This is a genomic window from Flavobacteriales bacterium, assembly GCA_016704485.1.
Taxonomy (GTDB): domain Bacteria; phylum Bacteroidota; class Bacteroidia; order Flavobacteriales_F; family PHOS-HE28; genus PHOS-HE28.
Window position 1 is genome coordinate 311,801 of record JADJAA010000002.1, and the last position, 20,874, is coordinate 332,674.

The 20,874-nt window shown below is 49.8% G+C and carries 18 protein-coding genes; 10 read left to right on the top strand and 8 right to left on the bottom strand.

All coding sequences use genetic code 11. The annotated features are described in order from the left end of the window. Nucleotides 1-151 precede the first annotated feature (151 nt). From aroC to IPF95_12485, 5 genes are all read left to right on the top strand, one after another. Nucleotides 152-1,234 (top strand): chorismate synthase, encoded by a 1,083-nt coding sequence (gene aroC, locus IPF95_12465; protein ID MBK6475502.1) that lies wholly within the window; start codon nt 152-154, stop codon nt 1,232-1,234. Next, complete coding sequence (locus IPF95_12470; protein MBK6475503.1) at nt 1,231-2,667, top strand: dicarboxylate/amino acid:cation symporter; 1,437 nt, start codon at nt 1,231-1,233, stop codon at nt 2,665-2,667. Before aroC ends, IPF95_12470 begins: the two co-directional genes overlap by 4 nt. A gap of 193 nt (nt 2,668-2,860) precedes the next feature. Beyond that, a complete protein-coding gene (locus IPF95_12475; protein MBK6475504.1) occupies nt 2,861-5,695 on the top strand; it encodes an AsmA family protein in 2,835 nt (944 codons plus the stop codon). A gap of 105 nt (nt 5,696-5,800) precedes the next feature. Next, nucleotides 5,801-7,843, top strand: a complete 2,043-nt coding sequence (locus tag IPF95_12480) for an OmpA family protein (protein ID MBK6475505.1) — start codon at nt 5,801-5,803, stop codon at nt 7,841-7,843. Nucleotides 7,844-7,903: 60 nt separating this feature from the next. Further along, on the top strand, nt 7,904-9,985 hold the full coding sequence (locus IPF95_12485) for a hypothetical protein (protein ID MBK6475506.1): 2,082 nt from the start codon (nt 7,904-7,906) through the stop codon (nt 9,983-9,985). Here the strand turns inward: IPF95_12485 and IPF95_12490 are convergent. Both IPF95_12490 and IPF95_12495 read right to left on the bottom strand, forming a co-directional pair. Further along, nucleotides 9,974-10,801, bottom strand: coding sequence for a TerC family protein (locus tag IPF95_12490; GenBank protein ID MBK6475507.1), 828 nt, complete (start codon nt 10,799-10,801; stop codon nt 9,974-9,976). The genes IPF95_12485 and IPF95_12490 overlap by 12 nt on opposite strands. Before the next feature lie 186 nt (nt 10,802-10,987). Then, the gene (locus IPF95_12495) at nt 10,988-12,463 is read right to left on the bottom strand and encodes a glycosyltransferase family 39 protein (protein MBK6475508.1); all 1,476 of its coding nucleotides are present in this window, start codon (nt 12,461-12,463) and stop codon (nt 10,988-10,990) included. Between the two features lie 97 nt (nt 12,464-12,560). Between IPF95_12495 and IPF95_12500 the strand changes: the two genes are divergently transcribed. Further along, complete coding sequence (locus tag IPF95_12500; protein MBK6475509.1) at nt 12,561-13,178, top strand: phosphatase PAP2 family protein; 618 nt, start codon at nt 12,561-12,563, stop codon at nt 13,176-13,178. A gap of 6 nt (nt 13,179-13,184) precedes the next feature. Here IPF95_12500 and IPF95_12505 read toward each other — a convergent pair whose 3' ends face one another. Both IPF95_12505 and IPF95_12510 read right to left on the bottom strand, forming a co-directional pair. Further along, nucleotides 13,185-13,973: an SDR family oxidoreductase gene (locus IPF95_12505; GenBank protein MBK6475510.1), complete on the bottom strand. Its 789-nt coding sequence runs from the start codon at nt 13,971-13,973 to the stop codon at nt 13,185-13,187. Nucleotides 13,974-13,987: 14 nt separating this feature from the next. Further along, on the bottom strand, nt 13,988-14,797 hold the full coding sequence (locus tag IPF95_12510) for a phytanoyl-CoA dioxygenase family protein (GenBank protein ID MBK6475511.1): 810 nt from the start codon (nt 14,795-14,797) through the stop codon (nt 13,988-13,990). Nucleotides 14,798-14,926: 129 nt separating this feature from the next. Between IPF95_12510 and rimK the strand changes: the two genes are divergently transcribed. Then, a complete protein-coding gene (gene rimK, locus IPF95_12515) occupies nt 14,927-15,799 on the top strand; it encodes a 30S ribosomal protein S6--L-glutamate ligase (protein ID MBK6475512.1) in 873 nt (290 codons plus the stop codon). 194 nt (nt 15,800-15,993) lie between these two features. Here rimK and IPF95_12520 read toward each other — a convergent pair whose 3' ends face one another. Next, complete coding sequence (locus IPF95_12520; GenBank protein MBK6475513.1) at nt 15,994-16,413, bottom strand: ATP-dependent zinc protease; 420 nt, start codon at nt 16,411-16,413, stop codon at nt 15,994-15,996. Nucleotides 16,414-16,732: 319 nt separating this feature from the next. On the opposite strand from IPF95_12520, the gene IPF95_12525 reads away from it, so the two are divergent. The 3 genes from IPF95_12525 to IPF95_12535 are packed head-to-tail and all read left to right on the top strand — an operon-like array spanning nt 16,733 to nt 18,907. Next, nucleotides 16,733-17,224 carry a DUF4920 domain-containing protein gene (locus IPF95_12525; GenBank protein ID MBK6475514.1) on the top strand — a complete coding sequence of 164 codons (492 nt, stop codon included), beginning with the start codon at nt 16,733-16,735 and terminating at the stop codon, nt 17,222-17,224. Between the two features lies 1 nt (nt 17,225). After that, nucleotides 17,226-17,972 (top strand): phosphatase PAP2 family protein, encoded by a 747-nt coding sequence (locus IPF95_12530; protein ID MBK6475515.1) that lies wholly within the window; start codon nt 17,226-17,228, stop codon nt 17,970-17,972. Between the two features lie 8 nt (nt 17,973-17,980). Continuing rightward, nucleotides 17,981-18,907 carry an isoaspartyl peptidase/L-asparaginase gene (locus IPF95_12535; GenBank protein MBK6475516.1) on the top strand — a complete coding sequence of 309 codons (927 nt, stop codon included), beginning with the start codon at nt 17,981-17,983 and terminating at the stop codon, nt 18,905-18,907. On the opposite strand, the gene IPF95_12540 is transcribed toward IPF95_12535, so the two are convergent. The 3 genes from IPF95_12540 to IPF95_12550 are packed head-to-tail and all read right to left on the bottom strand — an operon-like array spanning nt 18,904 to nt 20,870. Continuing rightward, entirely contained in the window at nt 18,904-20,070 is a 1,167-nt protein-coding gene (locus IPF95_12540; protein MBK6475517.1) for an AI-2E family transporter, read from the bottom strand. The genes IPF95_12535 and IPF95_12540 overlap by 4 nt on opposite strands. Beyond that, a complete protein-coding gene (locus IPF95_12545) occupies nt 20,051-20,479 on the bottom strand; it encodes a hypothetical protein (protein ID MBK6475518.1) in 429 nt (142 codons plus the stop codon). The genes IPF95_12540 and IPF95_12545 overlap by 20 nt, the downstream gene beginning before the upstream one ends. Further along, on the bottom strand, nt 20,466-20,870 hold the full coding sequence (locus tag IPF95_12550) for a hypothetical protein (protein MBK6475519.1): 405 nt from the start codon (nt 20,868-20,870) through the stop codon (nt 20,466-20,468). The genes IPF95_12545 and IPF95_12550 overlap by 14 nt, the downstream gene beginning before the upstream one ends. Nucleotides 20,871-20,874: the final 4 nt, after the last annotated feature.

Genomic DNA, 20,874 nt, shown 5'->3' on the forward strand with positions numbered 1-20,874 from the left:
AATTCGAGCGAAAATAGGTGATCTGGTCGGGAGTGCTGAAATTGCAAAATTTACACATCAGGAACTTGGGATCCACTGAGGGTCCAAATCAGCAAATCTGTTAATCCTCTCACTTCAGCTGATCATCGTATTCCCCGGTTATCTTCGCCCCATGCCCGGAAATACCGTTGGAATTCTTTTCAATCTAACCACATTCGGAGAAAGCCATGGCGTTGCTATTGGTGGTGTTATTGACGGTTGCCCTGCGGGTCTAGATCTGAACGTGGAAGCCATACAAGCAGAATTGGACCGAAGAAGACCTGGCAGCACGCCTTTAGGTACAACTCGGAAGGAAGGCGATGAAGTCGAGATCCTGAGTGGCGTAATGGAAGGTATGACATTAGGTACGCCCATTGGCTTCTTGATCCGCAATAAGGATGCGAATAGCTCTGATTATGACCAATTGAAAGAGGTATATCGCCCAAGCCATGCAGACCGGACGTGGGAACAGAAATACGGCATTCGTGATCACAGGGGTGGAGGGCGGAGCAGCGCGCGTGAAACAGCATGCAGAGTAGTGGCCGGGGCCATAGCGCGCCAATTCTTGTCCAAGCAAGGAATAAAAGTAAGCGCGTATGTAAGTGCCGTTGGAGAGGTACGGTTGGATCGGGTATATAGCGACATGGACCTGGATAGCATCTGGACCAATTCAGCAAGATGTCCTGATGCGGACACTGCGAAAAGCATGACCAAATTGATCGAAAAGGTCCGTGCCGATGGTGATTCGATCGGAGGCGTGATCTCATGTGTTGTACGTGGAGTACCTGCGGGGCTGGGCGAACCTGTTTTCGATAAGTTGGAAGCTGATCTTGCAAAGGCGATGCTTTCGATCAATGCCACCAAAGGGTTTCAGATCGGCAGCGGCTTCGGAGCGACATACTTACTAGGCTCACAGCACAACGATCCATACACGGTCACGCAAGCGGGAGGGATCAAGACTGCGAGCAACCGAAGCGGTGGAACACAAGGTGGGATCAGCAATGGCGAGGATATTCTGTTCGATGTGGCCTTTAAGCCGCCCGCCACCATAGCACAAGCGCAGCAAACAGTGAATGTAAAAGGCGAACCGGTGATCCTAGAAGCAAAAGGCCGCCATGATCCATGTGTGGTGCCAAGGGCTGTACCTATTGTGGAAGCTATGGCCTGTTTGGTTCTGATGGATCATCTTTTAAGACAACGATCAGCTCGAATATGACCGCAGCAGAAAAGAAGAAAGGAATATCGCTACCGGTCAAGATCATTATTGGCCTCATTTCAGGTACGGCTTGGGCGGTATTGTCCAGCATTATGGGTTGGAGCCATTTCACGTTGGATTGGATCGCTCCGTTCGGTGATATCTTCATCAATCTGCTGAAACTGATCGCGATCCCCCTTGTATTGTTCAGCATAATAAGTGGGGTCAGTGGTCTGAGCGACATCACCAAATTGGGGCGGACAGGTCTAGGAATGATGTCGCTTTATCTGGCGACTACGTTCATTGCTGTGAGTGTGGGTCTGGTGTTGGTAAACATCATCCAGCCCGGAAAAATGGCGAACGATGATGCGCGATTACGAAATCGGATCACGTATGAGTTATGGGTGAACAACACGACCAGCGTTGATAAGCCGAAGGATGGCCGCTGTTTGAGTTGCGACCCCGCCAACGCTGCGGTTGTTGCAGAAGTAATGGCGGCCCACGATGAAACAGCTACTGACGATTGGCTGACCGGTAAGGTTGAATTGGCGCGTAACACCAAGCAAGAAGGCCCTTTGCAATTTCTTGTGGACATGGTGCCAAGCAACATTTTCCTCAGTTTCAACGATGCGTTGATGTTGCAGGTGATCTTCTTCGCGATCTTCTTCGGTGTGGTCCTTCTGATGATCCCCGGTGCAAGTGCCGCACCTGTGATCGCGCTGATGAATGGATTGAACGATGTATTCATGACCATGGTCGATGTGGTCATGAAGGCTGCACCTTGGTTCGTGTTCGCGCTGATGGCCGGGGTGGTTTCCCGCATAGCAGGGAACGACCTTGGTGCGGTAATTGAATTGTTCAAATCGCTGGCCGGATATAGCATCACGGTTATTCTGGGGTTGGCGATAGTGGTATTCGTTATCTATCCTACGCTCATGACCCTGTTGATGCGTCGCAATATATTCCTGCGGTTCCTAAAGGCCATCAGTCCTGCACAGTTATTGGCGTTCAGTACGAGTAGCAGCGCTGCCACGTTACCCGTTACGTTGGAATGTGTGGAAGAGAATATCGGAGTAAGCAAAAGCACCGCGAGCTTTGTGTTGCCGATCGGTGCCACGGTGAACATGGACGGCACCAGTTTGTACCAGGCGGTAGCGGTCGTGTTCCTGGCTCAGTTCCACATGGTGGATCTAACGTTCATCCAACAAGTAAGCATTGTACTCACAGCAACGTTGGCCAGCATTGGGGCTGCCGCCGTTCCAAGCGCAGGCTTGATCACACTGTTCGTGGTACTGACCTCATTAGGGCTGGATCCCGCATGGATCGCGATCATACTGCCCGTTGATCGTATCCTGGATATGTGCCGCACCGTCGTGAACGTTACCGGTGACGCTACCTGTTGTAGTGTGGTGGCCCATTGGCAAGGCGAAAAACTGTTCAACGATCAAGTGTGACGAATCAGTGACAGAAAGGCTTCTGCGGATCCAAAGCGGTGCGATCTTTGTATGTTCAAGAAAAATTTAGTTCAAAGTAGTTCGTTAGTGCATTGAACTTCTGCGGTATTCATGAAAGACCATTCCACGACCCAAGGCTGCGGTAACGTCAAAGCTCTTCACCATTCACCCATCACCATTCACTACCTATAAAATGTCCAAGTGGATCAAACGCATTTTTATTACGCTCGCAGTACTTATTGTGCTGGTTCTGGCTGCGGCCATCATACTACCCTATGTATTCAGGGATAAAATTGAAGCTGCGGTGAAGCTTGAGGTCAACAAGAATATCAATGCCATCGTTAACTGGGGCGAATGGGACATCACCATACTGAAAAGCTTCCCGGACCTTACAGTGGATATTGCCGATGTGAAGGTGAGTGGTAATGCACCATTCGAGGGCGTTGACCTTGCGCGGATCGGTTCGCTAACAGCGACCATTGATATCAAGAGCGTATTCGGTGATAAGATCGACATCAAACGTGTGGGTCTCATCAAGCCTTACATCCATATCCGTGTTCTGGAAGATGGAAAGGCCAATTACGACATCGCAATAGCGGATAGTGCAGCAGTTGAAACACCAAGCGATACGGCTAGTTCGCTGAGCTTCGGGTTAAGGGAATACTTCATTGAGAACGGCCATATCATCTACGAGGATCTCTCGTTACCCGTGAGCATGGATCTGGCCAATGTGCAACACAAGGGAAGCGGCGATTTCCGACAGGATCTTTTCACGCTTGAAACAAAGACCACCATCGACAGTGTTACCGTTGTTTACGATGGCGTGAAATATCTTAAACAAGTAAAGGCCGAATTGGATGCGGATCTGGACATGGACCTGGCGAATATGAAATTCACGTTCAAGGAAAATGAGTTGAAGATCAATGAGCTCGCCGTTGCGTTCGATGGCTGGTTGGCCATGCCTACGGATGATATCGCTATGGACCTCACATGGGCAGCACAACGGACCGACCTGAAAATGATCCTATCGTTGATCCCTGCAGCCTTCGCAAAGGACCTTAAGGGCGTTGAGATGTCGGGGAAAGTGGCCTTCGGCGGCTATGTGAAGGGAACCTATGGAGAGGAGGTCATGCCTGGTTTCGGGGTTGATCTGAATATCGATAATGGCCGCTTCAAATATCCGGACCTCCCTGAAAGCTGCGAGAATATTTTCGTTGATCTGAAAGTGACCAGTCCGGATGGAAAGGACACGGATGGAATGGTGGTGAATTTGAAGCGCTTCGCTCTGAAGATGGCGGGCAATCCTATTGAGGCACGCATGCTTTTGGTAAAGCCCACAACGAACCCGACAGTGGATGCTGAGCTCAAGGCCAACGTGGATCTCGCGAGCATCAACAAGGTGGTTCCGTTGGAAAAAGGAGATGAATTGAAAGGTAACCTCACGGCGGACATTCGCATGAAAGGTGCTATGAGCGATATCGAGGCGCAGCGATATGAGAAATTTACTGCGGATGGGAAATTGATCCTTTTGGATATGGCATACAAGAGCGATTCGTTGCCGATCCCGGTAGGTATAAACAGCTTGTATTTTGAATTCAGTCCCCAATTCCTGGCACTTACCAGTTTTGATGGAACCGTTGGCAGTAGCAGCATCCAAGCTAAAGGGCGAATGGATAACTACCTTCAGTGGTGGTTGAAGGACAGCACGCTCGTAGGAACTTTTGATATGACCGCCGACAAGTTCGATATGAACGAATTGATGGGTCCTGAAACTGCAACAACTGAAGGAGCACCTGCGGATACGAGTTCAATGAGCGTGATCGAAGTACCGAGCAATATCAATTTCCGAATGGGTATGGCCGTGAAAGAGGTGATCTATGATGAAATGCACCTGACCAACGTGAAAGGGGGAATGCACATTCATGATAGTCGCGTTGACCTGAAGGATGTATTCTTCAATCTATTTGAAGGTAGCGTGAACATGGATGGATTCTATGATGCCAAGGATCTGAGCAGACCCAACATCGATCTGGGATATAAGGTGAAGGACCTGGACATTGAGCAGACCGTGAAATACGTTGATGCAGTGCAGAAAATGGCACCGATAGCAAAGACGGCGAAAGGGAAATTCAGTACCGCCATGCGCATGCAAGCGGATCTGAATGCGAAGATGGAGCCGAACATGAATACCTTAACGGGTGCTGGAACATTGAACACGAAGAACGTACGGATCGATGGGTTTCAACCCTTGGTGGATATTGCGAAAGCATTGAAGATACAAGGCATAGAGAATACCACATTGCAGGATGTATCGTTCAGCTATCGGTTCGCGGATGGTAAGATGATCACCGACCCGTTCGATGTGAAGATCGACCGGATCAAAGCCAATGTGGGTGGTAGCACAGCATTCGAGGACCAAGCGATCGACTACAACATGAAAGCGAAGATCCCGAGTGACATTTTCGGTGCGCAAGCAACCTCGGCTGTTGCTGGATTGTTGGGAAAAGCAAATCAAGCGATCGGGTCCAATTTCCAGGTCCCTAAAGAGCTGGATGCCACCATCAAGATCACAGGAACGATCGAAAAACCGATCATCAAACCCCAGTTCGCAGGTGGAGAGTCCAATGTGAAGGATATGATCGTTACGGAGATCAAGGAAGAGCTGAACAACCAGATCATTAAGGTCAAGGAAGATGTTGTTGCAAAGGCGCGTGAGGAGGCCGCCAAATTGATCGCAGAGGCCCAGAAACAAGCGGATGACATCAAGGCAAAGGCACGTCAGGAAGCAGCCAGCATTAAGTCCCAAGCCTATAAAGCAGCAGATGATGAATTAGCCAAGGTCACGAATCCATTGGCAAAGTTGGCGGCGAAAGCACTAGCGGATAAAGCCAAACAAGAAGCGGATAAGAAAGAACAACAATTCGTTGCTGAGGCCGATAAACGTGCTGATGGCATCGTGGTGATGGCGCGTAATAAAGGTGATGACATGATAAAAAAGGCGGAGGAAACCAACACGACCGTAAAATAACCATGACCCGTAGGGGCGGACCATGGTCCGCCCCTACGGGTCATGGTATGTCAAGATCGGCACAGAAATAGCAACGACCTCCAATACGGTCGCCCGAAGAGAAGTATGAGCATTCAGTTAACCAGGATCCTGGTCATTGTGGGTCTGTTGATCGGTACAAGTGCATTTGCACAGGATGAACCCGGACCATGTGATCCACCTACGGACAAGAAGATCCTGAAGCTGCTTGCCGATGCCGAAAAGGCCAAGGACGCGGAGTCTCGTCATCATAAGTTGAAGGAAGCGTTGGAGAACGATGCTGAATGCGCAACGTGTCTTTATGAACTGGGAATGTCTGCCTATCGCATTGGAAAAGAGAGCGGAAAAGGATATGATGCGGCGATCAGGTACTTTGATCAGTTGGAGACCAAATGCCCACAATTCCACAGTAACGTGCCCTATCATATGGGGATCATGCACTATGCGCAGGATGAATTTGCCGAGGCCGCGAAAGCTTTCGAAGCGTTCCGTGAATTCCCGACGGATGATCCTACGAAGCTCACTAAGGACTACGACAAGAAATACGCTGATGTGGAAGCTGTAATGCCCGAGCTCCAATTCTATGTGGATTTCTACAAGAACACTGCACCGTTGGATCCCAGGATAGTTCGCGGAGTGAGCACACCGGCTGAAGAATACCTGCCCATGCTATCGCCCGATAACGAGTTGATGTTCATCACCAGAAAAAGCAAGGTGAAGGCAAAAGGTGATATTGTTTCACGCGATGTGGAGGAATTGATAGAAGCCCGCCGAACGGATAGCAAGTCGGACTTCAATGCTGGAGAAGCGCTGCCTGAACCCTTTAACCTTGGAGATGGATATGGCGGAGTAACGATCAACGTGAACAATAAGGAAATGTTCGTTACGGTATGCTCACCGGCGGATGCTCGCGGCTATGTGAACTGCGACATATACCGCACGCATTACGATAGCAAGTTCGATATGGACAAGGGTGGCCAGACCTACATCTGGACCGGCCTGGATAACCTGGGGCCGAACATAAACACGCCCGATGGATGGGAAAGTCAACCGACGTTGAGTGCCGATGGCCGCACGCTATACTTTGCGGTTAATCGGCAGAACACGGATGCAACGGATATCTTCCAAAGCACCCGCGATGAGAAAGGGGAGTGGGCGCCAGCACGCCCAGTGCCCGGGATCAACACCATGGGAGATGAGAAGGCACCGTTCATGCACTCGGATAGCCGCACCATGTACTTCGCGGCAAAACCACCGCAAGATGATCCTGATAAAGGCCATAAGAGCATCGGTGGTTACGATATATTCTTTAGCAAATTAGGAGACGATGGCACATGGGGAAAACCCAAGAACATTGGGAACCCATTGAATACCGAACAGGACGAACACGGATTGATCGTAAGTGCTGACGGTCGAACCGCCTACTTTGCCAGTGGTAGGTTCCAGGGCGTTGGTGGGTTGGATATTTATGGCTTCGACCTGCCTGTGGATGTCCGGCCGGAAGAGATCCTGATCGTGAAAGGAACGGTTCGCGACGAAGCGGGTCGCGTGGTGAAGGACGCGACCGTGGAGATCAAGTACATGGATACACGCAAGACCGAGATCATCCATGTGGATAGCACGGATGGCCGTTACGCAACTATTGTGAATTTGAAAGAGAATAGCGACGTAGTGGTGACGGTAAAGAAGAAGGATCATGTGTTCGATACGCACAGTTTCTCGCTGGAGGATACGGTACGAGCCGGTGTCGCGAAAGTGGATATGACCGTGCAGAAGATCGCGGTTGGGAAGAGCTACCGCGTGAACGATATCAAGTACACTACGAACTCGGCAGAGATATCAAAGACCTCGGAATTCATTTTGGACGAGTTGATCGAATTCATGACCGAGAACCCAAAGGTGAAGATCCGGATCGAAGGGCATACGGACAACGTAGGTAACACACAGGAGAACATGGTGCTTAGCAATGACCGAGCATTCACCGTAATGGGCTATTTGCAGGATAAAGGGATCGCTGGGTCACGGTTAGCTTTCAAAGGCTTAGGGCCTACGGTCCCCTTGAAGAGCAACGATACCGAAGCCGGAAGGGCCGAGAATCGAAGAACTGAATTCGTGATAATTGGTCTTTAAGGACTCTTATCCCGTATGTTAGAACGGCATCCTGTTCAACTAGCTTTGCGCCTTCCCAAAATGCGACCGATCACCACTTTCTTGTTTCTTTCATGCGGACTGTTCTGTTATGGCCAGATATCAACAGCTCAGCCCCCTTTGAATTGGGGAAACGGAGACGATGATAGGTCCACCATACCGAGTATTTCGCTTCATCCATTGGATGTACAGGCATTGGTGGATTCAGAAGACCTTGGCTCGGATGAACTGAAGTACGGCGTACAAAGGGTTCTTTCAGCGAATGTCGTGCAAGAAGGTGTCTGGACCCAATTGCCGAATGGCGATCGTTCATGCCGCTTACTTCTGCGAAGTCCGGGTGCGGCCATGCTAAGTGTTCAGTTCGATCAATGGGAACTGCCAGTAAGTGCGACTGTTCATTTGTACAACGAGGATCGGAATTTCTACATCGGTGGATTTACAATGTCGAACCGGAACCCGGACGATGGTTCCATGGCCACAGCTGTGGTACCAGGCGATGCCGTGGTGATCGAGTATCGTGTGCCCGCTCAGTCTCCAACTGGCGACTTGCACGTAGCAAGTATTACGCACGGGTACCGTGACCTGTTCAATTTCAGGGAAGCTGGCTATTTGCGGGACTACTGGCCAGGATATGCAAGCCACACGTGCAACATCAATGTGAACTGTCCACAAGCAGCGGCCTGGCAGGATCAGAAAAAGTCGGTTGCCATGTTCTTGCGTCCGGATGGTGGTGGATGTTCCGGTAATTTGATCAATGCCGTGCATGCTCCAGGTCGTCCGCTTTTCCATATGGCCAACCATTGTTATCAACCAACAACGAGCCAGTATGTGTTCTACTTCAATTATGAGGCCCCTGCTTGTGTTGGCGATACCGGCCAGACCGTGCAGACGCTCACTGGTGCATCGCTTTTGGCAATTGATTACTATGATGATTTTGCATTGTTGAAACTTACCAACTCGCCGCAAGCCGCCGGATATGATGTTTATTATGCGGGTTGGGATCGATCGGGCGCTACACCACAAACGGGTACAGTGATCCATCATCCAGCTTACGACGTGAAAAAGATCACATTCGATACGAATCCGCTGACTTCCTATTCTGCAGGTGGCACTCAACTATGGAGGAGCTATTGGAACCAAGGTATCGTTGAAGGCGTTTCCAGTGGCGGCCCATTGTTCGATCAGAACAAACGAATGGTCGGGCACATGAATGAAGGCGCGCAGGATTGTACCAATTCCACAACATTGCCTACTGGATGTGCAAAGTTCAGTGCAAGTTGGGATGGTGTTTCTTCGGTCTCCAGACTGCGGGATTGGTTGGATTCCGCGAATACGGGTGTATCCACATTGAACGGTTTCGCTCCTCCGCTCTCGTCGCCCAGTGTAAAGGTTAGCCTCAGGGCCTTCCTGGAGGGGCCATTCAATACGACAAATGGCCTGATGAAGGCTGATCTACGAGCGAATGGAGTTGTGCCGCTTAACGAGCCATATTCAGGGTTAGGATACACACACACAGGCGGCGGCGGGGGAGAAACAACATCTGCCTCGGTATTGTCCGTTTCGAATGCCAATGCGATCGTGGATTGGGTGGTGGTAGAGCTTCGTGCCAAGAATGATAGCGCTTTGGTCGTGGCCACACGGAGTGCATTATTGCAGCGCGATGGAGATATTGTTAGTACGGACGGCACCTCTCCGGTAACGCTTAACATGCCATCGGATCAATACTATATAGCAGTGAGGCATCGAACGCACTTGGGTATCATGGCAGCGGGCCGTTATGCACTTTCCTCTACACCAACGAGCGTTGATCTTACCAATGGCACCGCAGCATTGTATGGAGGCAGTGCCGCAATAAAAATACTGAGTGGAAAACAGGTGATGTTTGCCGGTGATGTGAACGGAGACAACCAAATTGTCTACACGAACACGAACAATGATCGTGATCTTATACTGACCTTGATCGGTGGGGTCGTGCCTACCGCTACATTAAGCGGCTACCATGCGGAAGATGTTAATATGGACGGCGTAGTGAGCTATACCGGTGTCAATAATGATCGGGATATCATTTTGATAAATATAGGGGGAATTACACCGACCAATGTACTGGACGGGTCAATTCCCTGAACCTTGTTCGCGCCCGTCGGATGCAATTTCGCGTTGTGCGTCCTCTGCCTCCTGATCGGCTCGCTCCTTCATTATTGTCTTATTTCTATTCTTCATCATTCTCAGGTTGAGCGTCTCCACAAGTACGGAGAATCCCATGGCGAAATAGATATAATTCTTATTGATATGTTCGCCCATGCCCTCGATCAATAGTGCTACACCGATCATTAGCAGGAATGCCAAGGCCAAGACCTTTACAGTAGGGTTATCCTCTACAAAGTCACTGATCGTGGTTGCTGCTACCATCATGACGACCACGGCAATGATGACCGCTAGGACCATGATGACGATCTCATTGCTCATACCCACGGCAGTGATCACGGAGTCCAACGAGAATACAATGTCCACCACCACGATCTGCGAGATCACCATGGCCATACCTCTTTTTTTGATGTTGGACAGTGGATCTTCATCGTGTCCAGTGACCTTGGAATGTACTTCCACAGTGGCTTTGTAGATCAGGAACAGTCCTCCTAGGATCAGTACCAGGTCGCGTCCGCTGAAGTCATGTCCGAATAATGTGAACAACGTTTCATTCAGCCCCATTACCCAGCTTAAGGATAGCAGCAGCAGAACGCGGGTGATCATGGCCAACGCGAGACCGATCTGCCGAGCCTTGCGCTGTTCAACACGTGTGGATAACGTATTACTGATTATCGAAATGAAGATGATGTTATCGATCCCCAGCACGATCTCCAACACCGTAAGGGTGAAAAGAGCTATCAATCCATGCGATGTTAACAGAACGGCAAAATCCAAAGAAGTAAAGTCGATCATTGATTGTTAAGAGCTGCGATTTCGGGTGCGAAAATACGCGTACCGGATATCAAAAGATCCAACCTGACTGATGAAAATGGATCTTGCACAACCTCTCAAAGTGTGAACAGGTCACGGTACTCGTGCGCACACCTCCTATTTAGCCTTTCGCGATGACGATCCGAATGGTTGGATAATTAATTCGGTTCATTGTGGACCCGTGGCCATTGTTACAATGGTTTCGTTCCGGTTCACCGGGTTCAACCAATGAACAACACGATCCACCAGGCCCGGTTCCGATCGCCCGATCTCGTGCAAAGGCCCCATTGCTTCAGTTACCCTAGCAATGCGGTTATTGATATCCTCTTCCCCGAAGAATAGAATGATCTCCGGTTTCTCGTTCAAAGGGTAATCATCTAGAACAACCGCAAGATCTGCGGTCGGGTCTGTCCAAGGCAACACATTTGTATCCCATTGTCCCAAATAGAATAGCGGTGGCATAGGTGCTTCCTTCCCGTAGGTGTCTTCGATGACGATTCCTTTCAACGGCCGATGATCACGGAGTGAGTAAAGTGCTTCAACACGGGAGCGCTTACTGTAGGTAAAACACAATACGACCAGGATCACAAAGTTCAATGAATGTATCCATAGTACATGGCCACGCCACAAACCTGCCTTGTTCTGCCACCATTTCGATGTTGCGAGATACTGTTCCCAGCTAACATGACCAACTACGAAGAACAAAGGGATTATAGGCAGAAGGAAACGTTCTTGTTTATTCGGAAAATAGGAATGGATAGCAATGAAAAGCAGCATTGGAAGCCAAAGCAAAAGGGGAGCGGTTCGCCGAACGAAACCGAACAACACCGCCAGCCCCAGGAATGGCAGGTAAATGCCTGCGAGCAAAAGGAGGTAATTGTACCAAGGAAGCACGCCATAGGTTGTCGTGTTGTAAAGGTTGTACAGCACGTACTCCGTTATCTCCGCGAAAGGTATACCCCACAGGATGATATCGATCATGCCTTGTAATGCCACTATGGGACCCAGAATTCCGATTCCGTAATAGATGGTGTGCTTCCACTTTTTTTGCAAGAGGAATGCCAGTCCAGGACCAATGGCAAAGAATAGGGTCTGGAACCTCACATTAATTGCAAGTCCTATCCATATGCCTGCTATCAGTGCATCTTTCAATCCGATCTCATTCTTGTTGCGTACCAAGTGATATGCTCCTAACATGAGGAATGGGATGCAGGCGACCTCCACAAGGTTCCTTACCGCTAGGAAAGGCATGAAATAGAACAGTGCTAAAAAGAGTCCGGTCCGCCAAGCGATCTCGGCGTTGGACAGACGCAGGGCTATTCTATACCCGACACGTACTACGACCAAACTCCAAATTGCGAGCAAAATGCGCACAGCGATCATCATCGATTTCGGATCGGAAACGCCTATGGTCTTCAGAATGTAGAAGAACAGATAATGTAGACCAACGAAGAAAAAACTATGTCCGCTCGGTCTGGGAGAATCACCTTGGTTCCAGGGAAGCCAATTGTTGTAATCCGCACCATCCACCCAGGACCCAGCCGCTTCAATAACAAGGAAATGGTCATCGTGAGCGAAGTATCCTTCACTGAAAAAAGCAGCGATCAACCGGGGAACAAAGGCGATCACAGTAAGTGCTCGCAACGGATCTTTCCTACACCAATGCTTAAAGGATCCCCACATCACCGCGAAACTAGTGTGAACAAGGTTACTTTCGGAACCGCCGTAAATAAGTGGTCCAATGGTGAAGCGCAGAGAATTAAGTTCCAGAGGAGTTATTGGAACATTGATAGCAGCGGCAGCAATGATCGCAGCATTGCCCGTTGTGTTCGATCTGATGCTCACCCGTCCAGGGATAATACCCTTTGAACCGTTCTTGGACTACTTGCCGCGCAAGGACTTGTCCACGCTGATCTTTGGTGTCTTGTACAGCGCAGCGGTATTGGCAATGATCATAACCTTGAAAGATCCAGTTCGGCTCTTGCGTGGTTTTCAAGCTTACATCATGCTCATTACACTCCGCATGATCTGCATGATCCTGGTGCCATTGGTACCACCTATCGATCTGGTAACGCTGCAAGATCCATTCGCCCAGCTCTTTTATCCTTCTGACGTACCATTCGAGAAAGATCTTTTCTTCAGTGGACATACTGCGACCGCATTCCTTTTGTTCTTGGTGGTTCCGGGTCGGAATTGGCGAACCTTGTTCATGGCCGTAACGGTTTTCGTAGGGATAGGTGTTCTGGTCCAACATGTGCATTGGACAGTGGATGTTATTGCAGCACCTATTGCGGCTTGGCTGTCATGGCGTGCAAGTGCACTTACGTTAAAATGGTCAACGAAAATCAGCCCAACCTGAATTCCGTCACTTCAGTTTTTTCAAATAGATGCCACTGGCAATTCGCTCAACAAGCCCTTCTGGCATTAGGCCCATTGCGAATACGGTGATGCGGTTCATCAGACCAGGAACCACCTCGGCCTTTCCAGCGAACATGGCATTTAACGCAGCTTTTGCAATTGGCTCAGGAGGGTGCCCGAATTTCTTCGCAAGTTCGTCCAGCGCTTGCATGCCGGCCCTTTCGGTGAATCCTGTGATCACACTACCCGGGCACACGCAGCAGACCTTGATGCCGGTTGCGTCCAGTTCCATTCTCAAGGATCGCGACCACCGTAGAATAAAGGATTTACTACCGCTGTAGGTACTTAACGTAGCCATCGCATTGTACCCCGCCATGCTTCCAATATTCAGAATATAGGCGCACTTGGTTTGCTTGAGATGGGGGATAAGCAAATGCGTTAATTCCACCGGGACCGTCATGTTCAGCTTCATCATACGGAGATGGTCAGCAAGCGGTTTTTCTGCGAATCGCCCCCAAATAGCTTCGCCAGCGTTGTTCACCACAATGTCCAATTGAACACCGGAAGAGATCACGTCAGCAGCTAATTTCGATATAGCATCCGGTGCGGTGAGGTCGGCTTCAACGATACGCACGCGTCCACCGTTCAGAGCTCTGCATGCAGCGGCCGTTTCTTCCAGCTTGACCCGTGTACGCGCAACAGCTATGATGCCATAACCTCGTTCAGCTATTTGCAAAGCAATTGCTCGTCCCAATCCCTGACTTGCACCGGTTATCAATGCGTATCCTTTCTCCATCAACACCTACGGCCTCACTTAACAAATCCTTGGAACCGATGATAGAACGGAGTTTTGCTATTCGCTGTTTTCAGTTGGAATTCCCCTGAAATGATCGGTATATACATCACTCGCCTGCGGCTTGCTTCACCGATCAAGGAGGAACGTTGAACCCTGTGCCAAGCGCGACCATCGTGTACCGTAAGATCGCCAGCCTTAATGTCGAAAGCCACTTCACGTGGGTCCGGTCTGTTGTCCAGGAACTGCACCTTGCGGAATAGGATGCCGGACTTACGTTGCTTATGTGTTCCGGGTAAAATACGTAATCCTCCATTCCGTGGATCCTGATCATCCAAGTGGATACCAACGTTCAACATGGGGTACATTTTCTTACCGAGAAAGAGATCACGAACAGAGTCGGTATGCCAACCCATTTGTGTGAAGTTGCTTTCAGAGGAATTTACATAATGATTGATCACCAAGCCATCCTTCTCGTGCGTTCCGAAGCGTGCTTTTTCATCGTAGAGGTTCAGAAGCAAATTCAATCGAGGATCGTTCATCAATTCCTCGAGTACAGGGTGGTATTGCGATGCGAAACAAAAACGCTGTACGATCGGAGTGCCGTCAACGTCACGTCCGAACTTGATCGGTGTACCGTTCAATACTTTCAGGTCCTGTTGCACCCAACTTCGGCTTAATTCATTTATCGCGGTCCGTATGGCTTCAACTGCATGAATGTCCAAGAAATTCCGGAAGTGCAGAAAACCGTTCTTTTCAAAGGATTGCTTCAGATCAGGCGATATGCCTTTGGAGAATTCAGTACTTACTTCGCTTTTAGGCGCCATCGTGAAGCCCTTGAATTGGGTTGCGAAAAATACTGAACTTCCGGATAGCCCCGAAATAATAGAGGCATGTTATGGACAATTGTGATGAACAGTGGGTTGGTTCATTACTTTGGCGCCCTTACTTTTCCAATGAACATCGTAGTATTATCCCGGGATACCAAATTGTATTCTACCAAACGATTGGTGGAGGCTTGTGAAATACGCGGCCACAACGTGCGCGTGATAAATCATATAAAGTGTGATATTTTCATCGAAAAGAAGAACCCACAGATCATTTATGGTGGTGAGTCCATCACGGATGTGGACGCAGTTATCCCACGAATTGGTGCAAGTGTTACGTTCTATGGCACTGCGGTGGTCCGACAGTTCGAAATGATGAAAGTTTTTACCACCATTGAGAGCCAAGCATTGGTCCGCAGCCGGGACAAGCTTCGCAGCATGCAGATCCTTACGCGCAGCGGAGTAGGCATTCCCAAGACCGTCTTTACCAATTACAGCAAAGATGTAGGCAGCGTGGTCGATAGCGTGGGTGGTGCGCCGTGTATCATCAAATTGTTGGAAGGTACCCAAGGATTGGGCGTAGTGCTGGCCGAGACCAAGAAAAGTGCAGTCGCCGTTTGCGAAGCGTTCAATAGCTTGAAGGCCCGTGTCATCGTGCAGGAATTCATCAAGGAAAGCAAAGGCGTGGACATCCGCGCTTTCGTAGTGGATGGTAGGGTAGTTGGAGCGATGAAGCGTACGGGCAAGGAAGGTGAGTTCCGTAGCAACCTGCACCGTGGCGGTACTGCGGAATTGATCGAACTATCGCACGAAGAAGAAGTGTCTGCCATAAAAGCCGTAAAGGCTTTGGGCCTGCACGTAGCCGGCGTGGACATGCTTCAAAGCGATCGGGGTCCCTTGGTATTGGAAGTGAATAGTAGCCCCGGTCTGGAAGGCATCGAAAAGGCCACTGGCCAAGATATTGCTGGCGAGATCGTGAAGTTCATTGAGCGGCATACTTAGACATGGCTTGAACTTCGGTTGTAGCGCGAATTGAGCTTCGCTTAATGCAGAACAGCGGCTTGCAACCTTGTTCCGCCCCCAAACATATCTGATTCCGTGTGGGGGTTGAAGGAATTCAACATTGATCACCACTCGCGTCCTTCTGGGTGGATCCGCGATCGAATAGCTCGAATATCGCGGTTTGGTTGGAACCCTTACCCCAATAAGAACCGTTCTCCTACATCCACGACGAATCTGCCGCGCAGGAATTTTCGGCCAAGTAGCACTTGGAACTTCATATCGCTCCTGTCGAACAGCGTGAACTGCGTGCGCACTGCATGATCGTTCAATTGAACAACGGTGCTGATCAGGTAGCGATTACTGATGGAACCATTGCTGCTCTTCACTTTTACCCGTTTATAGCGTGAAAAGATCATCTTTTTACGAACGCCACCCATTTGAAATGTCACCACCAACTTCCGTTCGCCGTTCACGGTGCGGATCCCCAGGTTCTGATAGTGTAAAGCACTGCGATAAGCACCGGTATCGATCTTGGCAATTACACGTGGAACGCCAAGGTCGGTAAGAGCGATATGCTCAAGTCTGCCTATGGTGATCTTTTGTGCTAATACCATTTGGATCTAGAGATTCGTCCCAAGATGCGATACTGACTGCCGAAGGCACGTGTTAATTTTTGATCAGGCGATTCAAAAAATATTTGCATAGCCATAGCTACGGAACTATTTTTTGAAGAAGCATGGGCGGAAAAGAGCGAGCAGATCAGAAGGATCTCTATTTCCAAATGGTATAACATGTTCGGCGCAAACGTACCCTCATAGTGCTTTACTGGAGCGGCAATTCATGGTAGATTGCCAACAGGTCCGGTTTGAACACATGACGATCAGCATGGTATGATCCTTGCTTATACCGATATTTGCAACAACCCAATTGAAAATGAACCGGATCATACTACTCACAGTAACCGCATTATTAGCGGTCGTATGCACGACTTCGCCTGAACTTAAAGCGCAGGATAGGACTGAACAGGTCGCAATGAAGAGCTTCGGCGATGCCATCACCCCCGATGGAGCGATTACCACCGAAGACCTTTTGAAGGCAATGACAACAACGGATTCACTTGCGACCAAAGTGCAATGTGAAGTGATCACCAGCTGCACCAAGAAAGGCTGTTGGATGGATGTGATGTTGAAGGACGGTGAGGTGATGAAGGTCCGCTTCAAGGATTATGGCTTCTTTGTTCCTACATCCGGGCTGGAAGGAAAGCATGCAATTATGCAGGGGTATGCAAAGAAGGAAACCACCGATGTGGCCACTTTGCAGCATTATGCAGAAGATGCAGGAAAGAGCGAAGAAGAGATCGCGAAGATCACGGAACCCGAAACCAGTTTGATGTTCTTGGCCAACGGTGTGCTGATCGCGGAATAAGGTGAAATCCATTTCGAATGTTGGACAATGGCCAGGAGCACTGCTCAGGGCCATTGTCGTTTTCTGTTCAATTACCACGGTGGCTCATGCCCAAAGTGGGTTTGAATTGAAGCCGGTCCGTGAAAGCGCGATCATTGGTGCTGGACTCATTTCCCATGGAACTTCGTTCTTTCTCGAACACCGGAACAGGACCGCACCTGCCCCCGTTCTGGATTACGACAGGATCCCTGGAATAGATCGGGTGGCAACGCGCCAATGGAGTCCCTCCGCCCATACGACCAGCAACGTCTTATTCGGAGTTGCACTGGCGGCATCATTCACCGCGGCGATCATTGGTGATGAGCAAGCGAAGCCATTAGTACCGATCGTGATCATTACGAGCTCCGGCCTATTGGCTAGCGGAGTTACCAATACGGTTAAGGAATTGGTACGAAGACCGCGCCCTTACCTCTACAACAGCAATGCACCGGAGGTGCTAGTCCCATCCAATAACGACCAACTCAGTTTTTGGAGTGGACATACCGCAAACACGGCTGCATTAACCTTCGCATGTGCAAGCATGATGCAACGGAGCAATGCCTCGAGCGGGGTGAAGACCGTAACCTGGATCGGCGCTGCTTTGGCGCCTGCGGCGATGGGATATTTGCGTGTAAGAGCGGGCAAGCATTTCCCCACGGATGTGTTGACAGGTTACGCTGTTGGTGCACTTATCGGTTTGGCGGTGCCCTACTTTCACCGCGTTAATTGATCGTTCAGATGATGAAGTTCGCGTTGGCCGTGCATGGAGGTGCCGGAACCATATCCAAGGAGTTAATGACCAGCAGCCGGGAGCAAGCCTACCACAGCACGCTGGAATTAGCGTTGACAAGGGGGCAGGAGATCCTTTCGAAAGGTGGAGCTGCCTTGGATGCGGTGGAAGTCGCGGTACGTGTGATGGAGGATTCGCCACTATTCAATGCGGGTCGTGGGTCGGTGTTCAATGCCGATGGACAGCATGAAATGGATGCGAGCTTGATGAACGGATCCGATCTGAAGGCCGGTGCCGTAGCGGGTGTGCAGAATGTAAAGAACCCTATCGGGCTGGCCCGCAAAGTGATGGACCATAGTGAACATGTGCTGTTAAGCGGCAACGGTGCCTTTGAGTTTGCACATAAGCAACGTGTGGAGTTGGAGGACGATCAATACTTCTTTGACGACCTGCGGTATGAGCAATGGAAGGAAGTTGCAGGGACTGATCGCGTACAACTGGATCATGCTGACAAGGAACGGAAATTCGGGACCGTAGGTGCTGTGGCTTGGGATGCGAATGGCAACTTGGCTGCCGCAACGAGTACAGGTGGCATGACCAATAAGAAGTTCCAGCGGATAGGGGATAGCCCGATCATTGGAGCAGGTACGTATGCCAATAATGATTCATGCGCGATCAGTTGCACTGGCCACGGCGAAAGCTTTATTCGCGCTGTTGTTGCCTTCGATGTGCACGCACTGATGCTGTACAAAGGACTCTCGCTTGCTGATGCGGTGCGCGAAGTGGTCCATGAAAAATTACCGAAGCTGGATGGCGATGGCGGCCTTATTGCTGTGGATCGAGACGGTAACATCGTCCTGGATTTCAATTGTCCGGGCATGTACCGTGGTCAGGTATCGCATGATCAGGAACTTACAACTGCGATCTTCCGCTAGTTGTCTTTATTCACTGTCGCTTTTCCCTTTCGCCAGTTTTCTGTAAAGGGGATCTTGATACGGTCTTCCTCAGGGAAATCATGATCCTCACCGAGGATGTAACCGTATGGTTTCAAAGCGGGCAATGAATCGCATACGATCTTGATCATTCCCGTAATTGGAATGGCCAGCACCATACCAATAAGGCCCCACAGCGTTCCGCCTGCGATAAGCGCTACCAAGCTGGCCAAGGGGTTAATGCTCACACTCGACCCAACCACTTTCGGTGTAATGAAGTTGTTCTCCAGGAATTGTGTTATCGCGCAAACGCCTAAAGCACCGACGGCATACATGTAGGAATCTTTGGTTATCAGGGCGATCAAAAGGGGGAAGAGCGAGCCGATCATTACGCCGATGTACGGTATCACATTCAGGAAACCCACTAAAAAACCGAGAAGGATGGCGTATTTCAGTCCAAGAATAAGGAAGCCGATGCTGTTCAGTACGCCGAGGATCACGATCACGGTGAAAACACCTTTGAGGTATTTTTGGGATAGTTTGGAGATCCGTATCATGATGTCCAAGACCAGACCATCACTGGTAGAACCGAGTTGTTTGAAGAACATTCGGAACCTATCGCGTAACAGTATCAAGAGGAACACGAAGAGTGGTATTGGTACTATGCTCGCCAGCACATTGCCTGTGCTTGAGAAAAGATCTACTGCGACCTTACCACCGGTACTCGCAATTTCGCCCACGCGTTCATTGAACCATTTCAACTGTTCACGTTGGCTCATGTGGGTCCGGTCGGCGATCCATGCCTGTATCATGGTTCCTTTTTCTACCAAAGCTGTTTTCAGCGTTGGAAGGTCATCAGCGAACCTTCTTAGTTGCCATCCCATTAAGAAAAGGGTGCCGATAACTACGATCAACAAGACCAGCGTGGCAACTGTTGCCCCCAACCATTTCGGTCCGAAGCGGTCCATGCTACGTGCAATGGGTAGCATTAGGAAGGCTAATAGCCCACTCCCAACGACCAAGAGGATCAAGCTTCTTCCATAGAAGAGCGCCACAACGGTGAGCACCGTGGCGAGCAATAGCAGAACATAGCGCTTTAGTCCTTCGGATCCGGTCATGGTCTTTGATCGTGTTACCGTACGAAGATCACACTTCTTCGTGTTCACCGGTCAATCGGTTTCGGATACGCTCCCATGAACGACCAAGTTCGTGGACGAGCCGCTCACCGCGTTTGCTTTGCATGAACGCATTTGCAATGGCGGGTAGAACAAGACCCGCGAACCATCCGAGCGCCTTTCCTTTTATGGTTTTCCCGGTTGAACCAAGCACAATTCCGAGCAGGTTGCCAGCGATCCCATTGTCGTTACCGAACGCAGCTTTCAGTGCCTTCAACGGAGAGATGGACTGAATGGCTTCTTGAATGGAATTGCTGATCAAAGCTTTGCGAAGATCCGGGTCGCGAAAGGTTTCCAGATGGGCCTGCATACGTTCGTTCTGGGCTGCGCGTGCTGCTCGGAGGACTTGTTTCTCAGCAAGCACTTCATCCATATTCTTGAAGCGTTCAATCCTTTTCATGGATGGTATTGATGATGGAAAGCGTTATGAAATTCCGGATCACCGGGCCGAAAAGGAAATATACAGTAGCGGCGAGCAAAATAAAAATACCAGCCGTACTAAGGAACCCAAGTACCAAGCTGTTCATGAGCTGCCCTAGCCATATGGCCAATGCAATGCTGCACATGAGAAGTCCGCCGGTAATGAACAAGGCCATGACAAAGCCTAGTATCAGCGCTCCGGATAACTTGCCCAATGTTTCGCTACCTGCCAATTTGGAATAAGCGACCTGCGCATCCAACCACTCTTTGGAATCGTCCAGAACGGTGCCCAGAACATCATCGATCCCAGGCGTGGCGTCACCATTTGCGCTGTAGCGCTCTTTGAATTCCGTTTCCTTTTGCTCCGGCATAATG